Here is a 13,047-nt window from a genome sequence, read left to right on the forward strand (position 1 = left end):
ATGCTCGTCATCGCCCACAGATCGGCTCGCCCGTGAGCCAAGGCAAGGTGCTGCGCGATCCGGCGATCGCGCTGTCGAACATCGATCTCAGCCTCGGCCGCGGCGCCGCCCGGGTCCACATCCTCCGCGGCATCTCGCTCACCGTCGACCGCGGCGAGGCGGTGGGTCTCGTCGGCCCGTCCGGCTCCGGCAAGTCGACGCTTCTGATGGTCATGGCCGGGCTGGAGCGGCCCGATTCCGGCGGCGTGGTCATCGAGGAGACCGATCTCGTCCGCCTCGACGAGGACGCGCTCGCCCGCTTCCGGGGCCGGCGCATCGGCATCGTGTTCCAGGCCTTCCACCTCGTGCCGACCATGACGGCACTGGAGAACGTGGCGCTGCCGCTGGAACTCGCCGACCGGCCCGGCGCCCACGAGCGGGCCCGCGCCGAGCTGGAGGCGGTGGGCCTCGGGCACCGGCTGCACCATTACCCGGCGCAGCTCTCGGGGGGCGAGCAGCAGCGCGTCGCCATCGCCCGGGCGGTCGCCCCCGACCCGGCGATCCTGGTCGCCGACGAGCCCACCGGCAACCTCGACGAGGCCACCGGCCGGCAGATCGTCGATCTCCTGTTCCGGCTGAAGCGCGACCGCGGCGCGACCCTGGTGCTCGTCACCCACGACAACGGCCTCGCCCGCCTGTGCGACCGCACGGTGCGCCTGCGCTCGGGCCGGATCGAGGAAGCGGTGACCGCCTGATGCACGGCACGATCACCCGACCGGACCCCGGCCCCCGCCGCCTCCCGCTCATCCTGCGGCTGGCGCTCCGCGAACTGCGCGCCGGCCTCACGGGCTTCGCGGTGTTCCTCGCCTGCATCGCGCTGGGCGTCGCGGCGATCGCGGGCGTGGCGTCGATCTCGCGCTCGCTCTCGGACGGGCTCGGCCGGGAGGGGCGGCGGATCCTCGGCGGCGACCTCGCCTACAACCTGATCAACCGCGAGGCCACCGACGCCGAGCGGCAGGCCCTGGCGCGGGAAGGCCGGCTCGATAGCGTCGCTTCCCTGCGGGCCATGGCGGTGGCGGAGAGCGGCGACGCGGCCCTCGTCGAGCTGAAGGCCGTCGACCCGGCCACCTACCCGGCGGCGGGCGACCTCGCCACCGACCCGCCGGGCCGCCTCGCCGACCGGCTGGCCGAACGGGACGGGGTGCCGGGGGCGCTCGCCGACCCAGCCCTGCTCACGCGCCTCGACGTCAAGGTCGGGGACCGGATCGCGCTGGCTGGGCACAAGGTGGCGATCCGCGGGACCATCGTGTCCGAGCCCGACAAGATCGCCGGCGGCATCGGCTTCGGGCCGCGGCTGATGATCTCCGAGCCGACGCTGCGCGCCACCGGTCTCGTCCAGCCCGGCAGCCTCAACCGCTGGAGCTACCGGATCCTCCTGCCGCCGGGCACGCCGGATGCCGATCTCGACGCCGCGCAGGCCCGGATCCGTGCCGCGACGCCGGAGGCGGGCTGGGAGGTCCGCTCGCGCAGCAACGCCGACCCGCGCTTCGCCAAGAGCATCGAGCGCTTCACGCAGTTCCTGACCCTGGTCGGGCTCACCGCGCTGATCGTCGGCGGCGTCGGCGTCGGCAATGCCGTCCACGCCTTCGTGGAGCGCAAGCGGGCCTCGATCGCGACCCTCAAGAGCGTCGGCGCGCCCGGCTCGCAGGTGGTCGCCCTCTACCTGACGCAGGTGATGCTGATCGCCGGGATCGGCACCCTGATCGGGCTGGCGATCGGCGCGAGCCTGCCCTTCCTCCTCGACGCGCTGTTCTCCGCCGACCTGCCGCTGCCCCTGAACCCGACGCTCGCCCCGGGCGAACTCGCGCTCGCGGCCGCCTACGGGCTCCTCACCGCCTTCGCCTTCGCGATCACCCCGCTCGGCCGCGCCCACGACGTGCCGGTCTCCGGCCTGTTCCGCGACACCGTCGATCCGGCCCGGGTGAGGCCGCGCTGGCGCTACCGGATCTGGTTGGGCCTGAGCCTCGCGGCGCTGGTCGGCCTGTCGGTGGCCACCGCCTTCGACCGGCGCGTGGCGCTGATCTTCATCGCGGCGGCCGCCATCGCCTTCGGCCTGCTGCACGGGGTGGCCCTCGGCCTGATGGCGCTCGCCCGCCGCCTGCCGCATCCAAGCTGGCCCGCGCCCCGGATGGCGCTCGCCAACCTCCACCGGCCAGGGGCCCTGACGCCCGCCATCGTCCTGTCGCTGGGCCTCGGCGTGACGCTCCTCGTGACGCTCAGCCTGATCGACGCCAATGTCCGCCGGACGATCAGCGCGACCCTGCCGGCCCGCGCGCCGAACCTCTTCTTCCTGGACATACCCTCGCGGGACGCCGCCCAGTTCCGCGAGTTCCTGGCGCGCGCCGCCCCGAACGGGAAGATCGAGGACGTGCCGATGATGCGCGGCCGGATCGTCGCCCTGAACGGCGTGCCGGCCAGCAAGATCCGGCCCCCGGAGGATGCCGCCTGGGTGCTCGACGGCGACCGGGGCATCACCTACGCCGACACGGTGCCGGAGGGCTCGAGCCTCACCGAAGGCGCGTGGTGGAGCGCCGAGCAGGGCGCCAAGCCGCTGGTCTCCTTCGAGGCCGACCTCGCCCGCCAGCTCGGCCTCAAGCTCGGCGACACCGTGACGGTGAACGTGCTCGGCCGCGACCTCACCGCGACGATCTTCAACCTGCGCCGGGTGGAGTGGCGCAATCTCGGCATCAACTTCGTGATGGTGTTCTCGCCGGGGACCTTCCGCGGCGCGCCGCATTCCGACCTCGCCACGCTGACGCTGCCGGGCGGCACCGACGCGGCCGCCGAGAACCACATCCTGCGCGACGTCGCCAAGACCTTCCCGTCGGTGAGCGCCGTGCGGGTCAAGGACGCGCTGGACGCGATCGGCGACCTCGTCGGCCGGCTGGTCCTGGCGATCCGCGGGGCGAGCGCCGTGGCGGTCCTGGCGAGCCTGTTCGTGCTGGCCGGCGCCATCGCGGCCGGGCACCGGGCACGACTCTACGACGCCGTCGTGCTCAAGGTGCTGGGCGCGCGCCGGTCGCGGCTGCTCGCCGCCTACGCCCTCGAATACGCCGCCCTGGGCCTCGCCACGGCCCTGTTCGGCCTCATGGCCGGGACGCTCGCAGGGTGGGTGATCGTCGCCAAGGTCATGCATCTCGACTTCCGCCTCGACCTGTCGGGCGCGCTGGTGGCGGCGACGGCCGCCGTCGCACTGGCGATCCTCCTCGGGCTCGCCGGCACCTGGCGGATCCTGGGGCAGAAGCCGGCGCCGTATCTGCGGCAGATCTGAGGAGCGCCTCCCGGTCCCGGGAGGACTGCCCGGGCGCTCAGACCCGACGGGCCGCCGTCAGCGCCAGAATGTCCACCAGGGCCGTCGCACGACGGGCACCTCGCGATAGCCGCTTCCCGAAAAGCCGTGCTGGAACGCCCCGGGCGCACTCTCCGCGACGTCCGCGGGCCGGGGGAACGGCTTGGAGCCGCCGAGCAGGAGGTTCTCGACCAGGAAATCGAGACACCGCGCCTGATACTCGGCTCCGTGCGTCGCGAGCATCGGCTCCGCGCACAGGGCCGACACGACGCGGTAAGTCTCGCCGTGCCGCTCAAATCCGACCCGGTAGACGCCGAGGCCGGTCCAGCTCCGGTGGAAGCAGAGATCGAGTCCGTCGAGATAGATGAACCACTTGTCTTCCATCACCTCCGGACGCAGCCCCTTCGCCAGCTCCGCGAATTGGGCGGGGTCGAAGGCCGCGCGATAGGGGATCGGGGACATCGCCGCGAAGGGCAGGCGCTTCCAATCCTCCGGCTTCGCCGTCGCCCGCATCGCCATGTTTCCGGGGTCTCCAGCCTTTGCCGCCGGCGGCGTCAGCCCTCGGCCGGTTCCGAGCCGACCATCCCGAGGACCGCCTCGCCGAAGCGTCGGCGCGCCGCCGGATCGAGCTGGCGGAAATGGACCTTCACCAGAGCCAGGAGCCGCTCCGTCTCCCAATCGATCGCCGGCCGCGTGGCGGGGCCGCACCGATCCGGCTGGTAGAACGCCTCGATCGGAAGATCGAGGGACTGCGCGATTCGAATGAGGGCTTGGGACGACGCAGTGTCCGCTTTCGCGCCGGCAATCATGCGCAGACGTTCGAGCCCGTTCTCATCCATGACCGACCCTCGAACATCTCCAGGAAGGCGCAAATCGACCCACAGCACCGCGGAGTGCCCGACCGCAACTTTATCCGCAAGTGAACTCTTTGTCATTTGTGTGATATATTGGTACGGAGAAAGACGTTCGGGCTCCGGCCGACCAGAGGACCAACCGTCATGGGCATTACCGTCATCGATGGCTACGGGGAGGATACGGAGCGTCTCCGTGCCGCCCTCGAAGCCTCGTGCGTCGTGGGTGCCTGGGAATGGGACCATGTCGGCGGCCGTGTCGTCTACGATGAGGGCGCGGCCATGTTGCTGACCGGCACCCCCGACCTCGCCAATCGCCCGATCAGCGGACCGATGGCACTGGCCGCGGTGCATCCGCAGGACATGACCTGGCTGATGGACCACATGCTCCGGGCCGTCCGGTCCGGTGGACTGGTGCTGGCCGAGTACCGCGTGTTCAAGACGGACGGCTCCGTGCGATGGCTCCTCAGCCGCGGACGGACGCATCGGGACGCGGCCGGCCAGCCGGTCCGCTCGCACGGGATCCTGATGGACATCACGGAGATCCGGGACGGCGGCGATCGCTACGTCCTGGGCAGGCCTCCTTCGGGGGGCGCCCCGCTGGAGCGCGCGGCCGACCTGGCGATCGCGCTCAAGGAGACGCTCACCGACGATATGCCGGCCGAGGTGCAGGTCGCCGCCGAGCTGATGCTGCTGAGCCTGGGCCGCGCCTTCGCCCGCAGGGCCGCGCACTGAGCCCTGGACGTCCGGTCCGCCGGAACCCTGCGGACGGGTGGCGGCCGGCCTGCGCCGGACAAACCGGCGCGGGCGCCGCCGCGGGTGGCATCAGGAAACCGTTAAGACTGCTCGCACGGCTATCGAAACACCTGCATCCCGGCAACCGTCAGTCGAAAGACACGCTTTGCAGCAGGAAATGCATTTTAATCCCTGCCCGGATGGACAAAAATACATCCTCCGGACACGGAAAACCCGGGCCGCAACCGTGGCCGGGGACTTGTGTCCAGGACGCGGGCGCAACATATTCCTGACCGAGGCGCCAGCCTGGCGCCAGAGGTCCTGCGTGGGCCTCGCCCGAACACCACGCTGAGAGAGCCTCCGCAAGGAAACTCCCATGGCATTCGAGAATAGCCCCTTCCGGTACGGCGCCCAGCAGCCGACCGGCTACGCCGGCACCCAGGTCGAAGTCGACCAGGGCCTGCGCACCTTCATGCTCGGCGTCTACAACAACATGGTCGTCGGGCTTGGCATCTCGGGTCTCGTCGCGCTCGGCCTGAACATGGCCTCCGTGGCGGCCTACCAGGGCACCCGCCCGATCCTGACCCCGTTCGGTCAGACCCTCTATCTCAGCCCGCTGAAGTGGGTCCTGATGCTCGCCCCGCTGGCGTTCATCTTCGTCTTCTCCATGCGGATGGACCGGATGTCGGCCTCTTCCGCGCGGACGATGTTCTTCGCCTTCGCGGCGGTGATGGGCGCCTCGATGTCCTCGCTCCTGCTGGTCTTCACCGGTGGCAGCGTGGTCCAGGTGTTCTTCATCACGGCGGCGGCCTTCGGCTCGCTCAGCCTCTGGGGCTACACCACGAAGCGTAGCCTCTCGGGCATGGGCTCGTTCCTGATGATGGGCCTGATCGGCATCATCCTCGCGTCGCTGGTGAACATCTTCTTCGCCTCGTCGGCCCTCCAGTTCGCCATCTCGGTGCTGGGCGTGCTGATCTTCGCGGGGCTGACCGCCTACGACACGCAGAAGCTCAAGGAGATGTATCTCTACGGCGGCTTCGACGGTGAGATGGCGGCCAAGATGTCGGTGAACGGCGCCCTGACCCTCTATCTCGACTTCATCAACATGTTCCAGTTCCTGCTGAGCCTGATCGGCGACCGCCGCTAAGCCGCAAGAACCGATCGTTGAGAGAAACCCCGGCGGGCAACCGCCGGGGTTTCTTTTTGCCTCGCCGCACCGACCGGATGCGCTAAGCTCGGGCCATGCCCGCGCTCTCCGGCCTTTCCGGCCTTTCCGGCCTCTCCGCCTTCCCGATCACCCCGAGCGACGCCGACGGTCGGGTCGATGCCGGAGCCCTACAGCGCCTGCTGGAGCCCCTCGTGGCCGCCGGGGTCGATTCGATCGGCCTGCTCGGCAGCACCGGAACCTACGCGTATCTGAGCCGCGACGAGCGCCGCCGGGCGGTGGCGATCGCCCGCGAGGCTGTGGGCGGCCGGGTACCGCTCCTGGTCGGCATCGGCGCCCTGCGCACCGACGAGGCCATTCGCCTCGCGCAGGACGCACGGGCGGCCGGCGCGGCTGCGGGGCTGCTCGCCCCCGTCTCCTACACGCCGCTGACCGAGGCCGAGGTCGAGGCGCATTTCGCGGCCGTGGCGGAGGCGGGCGGATTACCCCTCGTCCTCTACGACAACCCCGCGACCACGCATTTCCGCTTCACGCCGGCGCTGATCGGCCGGCTCGCCCGCCGTCCCGGGATCGTGGCCGCCAAATGCGCCGCGCCGGCCCCGGCCGACGCCGCGGCCGGTGTCGCCGCCCTGCAGGCAACCGTCCCGGCGGGCTTCCCCCTCGGCTTCAGCGGCGACTGGAACGCGACCGAGGCGCTGATCGCCGGCGGCACGGCATGGTACAGCGTGGCGGGCGGCCTGTTCCCCCGGACCTGCCGCGCGATCGTCCGGGCCGTGGAGGCCGGCGACACGGACCGGGCGCGCACCCTGAACGCGGAACTGGAGCCGCTCTGGACGCTGTTCCGGACCCATTCCAGCCTGCGGGTGGTCTACGCGTTGGCCGATCTGATGGGGCTGTGCCGCGCCGAGCCGCCGCGGCCGATCCGTCCCCTGCCGCCGGAGGTCGTGGCCGAGATCGCCGCGACCGTCCGGCGGATGCCCCTGTCCTGAGGGGCGGAGCGGGATGCCATGCGGGGTCAGACCGCATGTCAGACCGCCTTGGGCGCCGGCTCCAGCACGGCGATGACCCGGGCGAGTTCCGAGCCGCGCTTCAGGATCTGGCCGCTCGCGGCGATGACCGCGTAGGCCCCCTGGCGGCGGGCAAGCTTGGGATCCTTCTCGATCCGGTAGAGCGGCATCTCGGAGGCGCGGCGGTAGATCGAGAACACCGCCCTGTCGCGGCGGAAATCGAGGGCGTAGTCGCGCCATTCGCCCGCGGCCACCTGCCGGCCATAGAGGTTGAAGATCGTGCGCAGCTCATCCCGGTTGAAGGCGACCTGTGGAGGAGCCGCGCGGGCGGGGAAGGGAATGACATGCCCCGCCGCCTCGTCGGGCCTCGGCCCGGCGCTCGTCCTTTCGGTCATCACCACTCCCGTGCATCGTTCCTTTGCCGGATGATGGGCTTCGCCGCAGCGGCCCGCAAGGGTGACGGCCGCCCCGCGCCGTGACCTGCGAGACACGCCCAAGCGACAAAAAACATGGTTTGGCCAGATTCGCGCCTTTTGCAGGCCGCGTTGCCGCGCGACAACAGACGTCGAACCTCGCCGGGTCCTGCCCGGCCGGCGCCCGACACCCAGCTCCCCAGCCATCGGCCGCCGTTCGGGATCCCAGGATCCGGCACTCCGAGGTTTCGAGACCCAAGACTTCAGGCCGCCCCTCCGGGCGGCCTTTTTTCTGTTTCCCGTTGGGCCCGGGAAGCGGGTATGCCACCGGCATCATGGGCCCGCCCGCCTTCGACGACGCCTTCCTGCACGACCTCGACGCGCTGTTCGCGTGGCGCCGCGACGTGCGCCGGTTCCGGACGGATCCGGTGGACGAGGCGTGCCTGCGCACCTGCCTGACGGCGGCCCACCGGGCGCCGTCGGTCGGCAACAGCCGGCCCTGGCGGTTCGTGCGCGTCTCGGATCCGGCGCGGCGCCGCGCGGTGTCCGACAACTTCTCCGGCTGCAACGCCGCCGCGGCCGCAGGCTACGATGCGGACCGCGCCGCCCGGTATCGCGGCCTCAAGCTCGCCGGCCTGCGGGAGGCGCCGGTCCATCTGGCCGTCTTCTGCGACGCGGCGACCGAGACCGGCCTCGGGCTCGGACGGGCCAGCATGCCGGAGACCCTGGCCTATTCGGTGGTGGGGGCGGTGCAGTGCTTCTGGCTCGCCGCCCGGGCGCGCGGCCTCGGCGTCGGCTGGGTCTCGATCCTGGAGCCGCAGACCGTCTCGGCGATCCTGGCGGTGCCGGAGACGTGGCGGCTCGTGGCCTATCTCTGCGTCGGACACCCGGTGGAGGAGCATCTCGACCCGGAGCTGGAGCGCCACGGCTGGCAGCCCGAGGACAAGCGGGGCAGCACGCTCTACGAGCGCTGAGGGGCGGCCGAGCGGCCCCGCCGCGCCCCCGCGCCGTCGATCGTGGTTGCTCTTTTACCGTGCCTCACGGATGCGGCACGCTGACCCCACATCAACCATAGCTATTCTTGGAACGGTAAGCTCGGCCGCGGATTACTTGCCCGCGTCAACTCTTGCTTGTCGAGGATCGTAGTGATGTCGGGTCGGGTGGCGGCTGTATTCGGTTTGGCCGGCGCGATGCTGGCCGGTTGTCTTCAAACGGCGCAGGCGCGCGAGGTCGTGCCGTTCCAGAACGGTGTCGCGCCGGGCTCGGTGGTGATCAGCGTGTCGCAGCGCAAGCTCTATCTTGTGAACGGCGACGGCACGGCGATCCGCTACCCCGTGGCGGTGGGCCGGCCCGGCAAGCAGTGGTTCGGCACGAAGCCGATCGACGGCAAGTACGTCGCCCCCGCCTGGTCGCCCCCCGCGGAGGTGAAGCGCGACAACCCGCGCCTGCCGAACCTCATCGCGGGCGGCTCGCCGCACAATCCGATGGGTGCGGCGGCCATGACTCTCGCGGGCGGCGAATACGCGATCCACGGCACCAACCGGCCGAGTTCGGTGGGCACCTACGCGTCCTATGGCTGCATCCGGATGTACAATCAGGACGTGGTCGACCTCTACGCGCGGGTCGATGTCGGCACGCAGGTCTACATGACCCACTGAAACCCGCGGGCCTCAGCCGGCCGGCGGCGCGGTCGCCTCGACGGCCGTGAACGTCTCCAGGATCCGGTAGGTGTGCGCGGCGCCCGCCGGCACGCAGTAGGAATCGCCCGGAGCGAGGGCGAGGGTCTCGCCCTCCAGGACGAGCTCCGCCCGGCCGCTGACCACGTAGCCGACGGTCTCGTAGGCCGATTTGGTCATCGGCTTGTCGGCGTTCGGCTCCTCCGCCCGCCACATCCGCATCCCGAGCCGCTCGCCGCGGGCCAGGGTGATCGCGCCGTGCGGTCCCGCGACCGCGCTGCGCGCCGATACCGTTGTCGCCATGCTCGCCTCCTCCGGGTGAATCCGCTCAACGGGCCCGGAGGCTCGACGTTCCGCGCCGGACGTTCCGTGCCCGACGGCGTGCCGCTTGACGGCCCGCACCGGGCCCCGACAGGATGACGCACCGGTTCGACAGACGCCCGACAGAGGCGCGGACCGGTGCGGCGCCCGCGAACCCGCCCGGGTCCGATGCGCCGGCGAGCGATCCGGATCGGGAGGATGCGCGCCATGCAGATCAAGGCGGCGATCGACAGGATTCCCGGCGGCCTGATGCTGGTGCCGCTGCTGCTCGGAGCCCTGTGCAGGACCTTCGCGCCGGGGTCCCCGGCCTATTTCAAGGGCTTCACGCAGGGGATCATGACCGGCGTGATCCCGATCCTGGCGGTCTGGTTCTTCTGCATGGGCGCCTCGGTCAGCCTGAGGGCGACCGGGACGGTGCTGCGCAAGTCCGGCACGCTGGTGGCGACCAAGCTGGTCGCCGCCTGGGCGATCGTGCTGGTGGCCGGGCTGTTCATCCCGCCCGAGGGGATCCAGACCGGCTTCTTCGCCGGCCTCTCGATCCTGGCGATCGTCTACGCGATGGATATGACCAATGGCGGCCTCTACGCCTCGCTGATGCAGACCTACGGCAGCCGCGAGGAGGCCGGCGCCTTCATCCTCACGTCGATCGAATCCGGCCCGCTGATGAGCATGATCATCCTCGGGGCCTCTGGGGCTGCGCATTTCGAGCCGCAGATCTTCGCGGGCGCGGTATTGCCCTTCCTCGTCGGCTTCGCCCTCGGCAACCTCGACCCGAAGCTCCGGGCCCTGTTCGCCCCGGGCGGCCAGCTGATGATCCCGTTCTTCGCCTTCGCGCTGGGGAACACCGTGGACCTCAGCAACCTGCTCTCGCCGCTCGCGGGGCTCGGCATCGTGCTGGCGCTGGCGGTGATCGTCCTGACCGGCATCCCGCTGATCCTGGCCGACCGGGAGATCGGGGGCGGGACCGGCACGGCGGGGCTGGCGGCCTCCTCGACGGCCGGGGCCGCCGCCGCCAACCCGCTGGCGATCGCCGCCGTCGCCCCGCACTTCGCCCCGGCCGCGCAGACCGCCACCGTGCTGGTGACGATCTGCATCATCGTGACCTCGATCCTCGTGCCGATCCTGACCGGGCTCTGGTACTGGCGGTTCGGGGCGGGTGCGGCGGAGGTCCGGACCGAGACCGGCCCGCCGCTGGCGGTCCCGGCCGAATAGGGCCGGGCCGGTGCGCCGGCCCCCGCGCCGTCCTCAGAAGTCGACCGCGAGGCCCTTCACCTCCCAGTCGTCGTAGCGCACCGGCTCCAGGCCGCCGCGCCCCTGGCGCTCGGGCCGGGCGCTGATCTCGGCGGCCCGGGCGTCGATCGCCGCGCGGCGCTCGGCGGCCTCGGCCAGGGCGCGCTGCGCCGCCGGGCTGAGCGCGCGGGGCGGGGCCGTGCCGTCGCCAGCCTCCGGTCCGTCCGGATCCTGCCTGTGCGGGTCTTGTGCGGTCGGCTCTTGCATCGCGCTCGCTCGAGTGTGAGGGCGTAGGCCCAGAAGACGTTGGATCTGGAGCAGAAGTGGCATCGCGGGACACAGGCCGCAACACGCGGAAGGAAGCTTCGACGGGCGAGACCGAGCCGGATACGGCGGGCCTGGCCGCGCGCCGCGCGGCGATGCAGGCGGTCGCGGCCCTGATCGGCCAGGAGCGCCCCCCCGCCCTCGACGACGCCCTCGCCCAGGCGATCCGCGCCGAGGCGCTGGCGCCGGCCGATGCCGGGCTGGCGCGGGCCATCGCGGTGGCGACCTTCCGCCGCTACGGGCTGATCCGCGCCGCCCTGGCCGCGCGGCTGGAGCGCGGGCTGCCCGCGGCCAAGCCGCAGCTCACGGCCCTTTTGGCCACCGCAACCGCGCAGCTCCTCGACCTCGCGGTCCCCGACCATGCCGCCGTCGACCTCGCGGTGCGGCTCGCCAAGGGGGATACCCGCACGGCCCATCTCGCCGGGCTGGTCAACGCGGTACTGCGCCGGATCGCCCGGGAGCGCGACGCGATCCTGGCTGCGGACGCCGACGCCCTGGCGGTCAACACGCCGGACTGGCTCGCCCGCCGCTGGGTCGCGGCCTACGGGCCCGAGCGCGCGGCGGCGATCGCCCGCGCCCATCTCGCCGGGGCCGCCATCGACCTGACCCCCCTGCGCGACACCGCCGACTGGGCGGAGCGTCTCGGCGCCGTCACCCTGCCGACCGGCTCCCTGCGCCTGCCGGAGAACGGCCCGGCGATCCCCGACCTCCCCGGCTTCCAGGAAGGGGCGTGGTGGGTCCAGGACGCCGCCGCGGCGCTCCCGGCCCGCCTCCTGGCGCCGCAGCCCGGAACCCGCGTCCTCGACCTCTGCGCGGCGCCCGGCGGCAAGACCCTGCAGCTCGCCGCCACCGGCGCGCAGGTCACCGCCGTCGACCGGTCCGCGCCGAGGCTGGAACGCCTGCGCGAGAACGTCGCGCGGCTCGGCTTCGCGGTCGAGATCGTGGTGGCCGACGCCCTCACCCTGGAGCCGCGGGACCACGACGCGGTCCTGCTCGACGCGCCGTGCTCGGCCACCGGGACGATCCGGCGCCACCCCGACGTGGCCTGGACCAAGGTGGAGGCCGATATCGGGCGACTCGCCGCGCTCCAGGCCAGGCTCCTCGACCACGCGGCCGGGCTGGTGCGGCCGGGCGGGCTTCTCGTCTACTGCACCTGCTCGCTGGAGCCGGAGGAGGGCGAGGCGCAGATCGCGGCCTTCCTGGCCCGCGACTCCCGGTTCACGCGGGTGCCGGTCCGGCCCGAGGAGGTCGGTGGCGCCGCGGCTCTGATCGACGGCAACGGCGACCTGCGCACCCTGCCGTGCCACCTGTCGGAGGTGGCGAACGCCCGCGGCGGCCTCGACGGCTTCTTCGCGAGCCGGCTCCGACGGGCGGATTGATCGGGCACGCAGGCCGGATCTCCGGCGGTGGACCGGCGGTCCGGTCCAGCCGCCCGTCATTCCGGAGTGCCGCGGGCGGACAGGGAGAAATGGCGCGCGGCAGCGTGCGCCACGCCGCCCGCGCCTTGACAATGTTCCTATTTTGTGCTTCCTGACCGCACCTGTCCGCGGCGGCCCGGGAGCGATCCCGGGGCGTCCTTCGGGGGCCCGCCCGGTGGCTGACCGGGCGGGTCCGGGGGCGGGGCGGCGCCCGCGTCGGTGGCTCTCAGCCGCCATCGCCCCGGGCGGCGGACCGGTGCGGGGCGTGTCTCGGAAGCGGGCGTGAGACCGGGCGGCAGTTTGCCCGGCGGGGTCGAGGAAATGCCCCCGCGCCGACCCGCCTCTGGGCCGACCCTGAGCGACCTGCGGACCCGCCCATTACGAGGCGGGGGGCGGCTGGAAGGCCACGGCGCTGATGCGGGTTCCGGAGGTGCGGGCACGGCGTGCCTGGGCCTCGCCCGAGACCGCTAACAGGGAGTCGCAGGACCGGGGCGCTGGAGACGCCGCGACGAGAAAGACGGCACCGGCCGGGGGAGGCGCCCGGTCGATGCCGCGGGGCGCCGCGGGGATCGGATCCCG

14 protein-coding genes are annotated in these 13,047 nt (G+C 72.2%); 9 read left to right on the forward strand and 5 right to left on the reverse strand.

Annotation, left to right across the window (positions count from 1 at the left end; genetic code table 11):
• Positions 1 to 32 precede the first annotated feature (32 nt).
• Positions 33 to 734, forward strand: coding sequence for an ABC transporter ATP-binding protein (locus MCBMB27_RS02680; protein WP_374701379.1), 702 nt, complete (start codon positions 33 to 35; stop codon positions 732 to 734).
• Positions 734 to 3,310: an ABC transporter permease gene (locus MCBMB27_RS02685; RefSeq protein WP_043387670.1), complete on the forward strand. Its 2,577-nt coding sequence runs from the start codon at positions 734 to 736 to the stop codon at positions 3,308 to 3,310. Before MCBMB27_RS02680 ends, MCBMB27_RS02685 begins: the two co-directional genes overlap by 1 nt.
• A 57-nt stretch (positions 3,311 to 3,367) precedes the next feature.
• Here the strand turns inward: MCBMB27_RS02685 and MCBMB27_RS02690 are convergent, their stop codons facing one another.
• Positions 3,368 to 3,847: a hypothetical protein gene (locus MCBMB27_RS02690; RefSeq protein WP_051976270.1), complete on the reverse strand. Its 480-nt coding sequence runs from the start codon at positions 3,845 to 3,847 to the stop codon at positions 3,368 to 3,370.
• Positions 3,848 to 3,882: 35 nt separating this feature from the next.
• Positions 3,883 to 4,215, reverse strand: coding sequence for a KH domain-containing protein (locus MCBMB27_RS02695; RefSeq protein ID WP_236952873.1), 333 nt, complete (start codon positions 4,213 to 4,215; stop codon positions 3,883 to 3,885).
• Positions 4,216 to 4,326: 111 nt separating this feature from the next.
• Between MCBMB27_RS02695 and MCBMB27_RS02700 the strand changes: the two genes are divergently transcribed.
• From MCBMB27_RS02700 to MCBMB27_RS02710, 3 genes are all read left to right on the forward strand, one after another.
• On the forward strand, positions 4,327 to 4,914 hold the full coding sequence (locus MCBMB27_RS02700; RefSeq protein ID WP_043355306.1) for a PAS domain-containing protein: 588 nt from the start codon (positions 4,327 to 4,329) through the stop codon (positions 4,912 to 4,914).
• A gap of 376 nt (positions 4,915 to 5,290) precedes the next feature.
• Positions 5,291 to 6,061 carry a Bax inhibitor-1/YccA family protein gene (locus MCBMB27_RS02705; RefSeq protein WP_043355307.1) on the forward strand — a complete coding sequence of 257 codons (771 nt, stop codon included), beginning with the start codon at positions 5,291 to 5,293 and terminating at the stop codon, positions 6,059 to 6,061.
• 95 nt (positions 6,062 to 6,156) lie between these two features.
• Positions 6,157 to 7,068 carry a dihydrodipicolinate synthase family protein gene (locus MCBMB27_RS02710; protein WP_075379797.1) on the forward strand — a complete coding sequence of 304 codons (912 nt, stop codon included), beginning with the start codon at positions 6,157 to 6,159 and terminating at the stop codon, positions 7,066 to 7,068.
• 38 nt (positions 7,069 to 7,106) lie between these two features.
• On the opposite strand, the gene MCBMB27_RS02715 is transcribed toward MCBMB27_RS02710, so the two are convergent.
• Positions 7,107 to 7,481 carry a DUF2794 domain-containing protein gene (locus tag MCBMB27_RS02715; protein ID WP_043355313.1) on the reverse strand — a complete coding sequence of 125 codons (375 nt, stop codon included), beginning with the start codon at positions 7,479 to 7,481 and terminating at the stop codon, positions 7,107 to 7,109.
• A gap of 353 nt (positions 7,482 to 7,834) precedes the next feature.
• Here MCBMB27_RS02715 and bluB point away from each other — a divergent pair, with 353 nt between their 5' ends.
• Together bluB and MCBMB27_RS02725 are read left to right on the forward strand one after the other, a co-directional pair.
• The gene (bluB, locus tag MCBMB27_RS02720; protein WP_043355309.1) at positions 7,835 to 8,473 is read left to right on the forward strand and encodes a 5,6-dimethylbenzimidazole synthase; all 639 of its coding nucleotides are present in this window, start codon (positions 7,835 to 7,837) and stop codon (positions 8,471 to 8,473) included.
• Positions 8,474 to 8,647: 174 nt separating this feature from the next.
• Positions 8,648 to 9,157, forward strand: a complete 510-nt coding sequence (locus tag MCBMB27_RS02725) for a L,D-transpeptidase (protein ID WP_043355310.1) — start codon at positions 8,648 to 8,650, stop codon at positions 9,155 to 9,157.
• A 12-nt stretch (positions 9,158 to 9,169) separates the two neighbouring features.
• Here MCBMB27_RS02725 and MCBMB27_RS02730 read toward each other — a convergent pair whose 3' ends face one another.
• Positions 9,170 to 9,478 carry a cupin domain-containing protein gene (locus MCBMB27_RS02730; protein ID WP_043387678.1) on the reverse strand — a complete coding sequence of 103 codons (309 nt, stop codon included), beginning with the start codon at positions 9,476 to 9,478 and terminating at the stop codon, positions 9,170 to 9,172.
• Positions 9,479 to 9,694: 216 nt separating this feature from the next.
• On the opposite strand from MCBMB27_RS02730, the gene MCBMB27_RS02735 reads away from it, so the two are divergent.
• Positions 9,695 to 10,708 carry a 2-keto-3-deoxygluconate permease gene (locus tag MCBMB27_RS02735; protein ID WP_236952874.1) on the forward strand — a complete coding sequence of 338 codons (1,014 nt, stop codon included), beginning with the start codon at positions 9,695 to 9,697 and terminating at the stop codon, positions 10,706 to 10,708.
• Positions 10,709 to 10,741: 33 nt separating this feature from the next.
• Here the strand turns inward: MCBMB27_RS02735 and MCBMB27_RS02740 are convergent, their stop codons facing one another.
• Positions 10,742 to 10,993, reverse strand: a complete 252-nt coding sequence (locus MCBMB27_RS02740) for a DUF1674 domain-containing protein (protein WP_043345843.1) — start codon at positions 10,991 to 10,993, stop codon at positions 10,742 to 10,744.
• Positions 10,994 to 11,049: 56 nt separating this feature from the next.
• Here MCBMB27_RS02740 and MCBMB27_RS02745 point away from each other — a divergent pair, with 56 nt between their 5' ends.
• Positions 11,050 to 12,429, forward strand: a complete 1,380-nt coding sequence (locus tag MCBMB27_RS02745) for an RsmB/NOP family class I SAM-dependent RNA methyltransferase (protein ID WP_075379798.1) — start codon at positions 11,050 to 11,052, stop codon at positions 12,427 to 12,429.
• Positions 12,430 to 13,047: the final 618 nt, after the last annotated feature.

It is taken from the genome of Methylobacterium phyllosphaerae, from assembly GCF_001936175.1.
GTDB classification, from domain to species: Bacteria; Pseudomonadota; Alphaproteobacteria; order Rhizobiales; family Beijerinckiaceae; genus Methylobacterium; species Methylobacterium fujisawaense.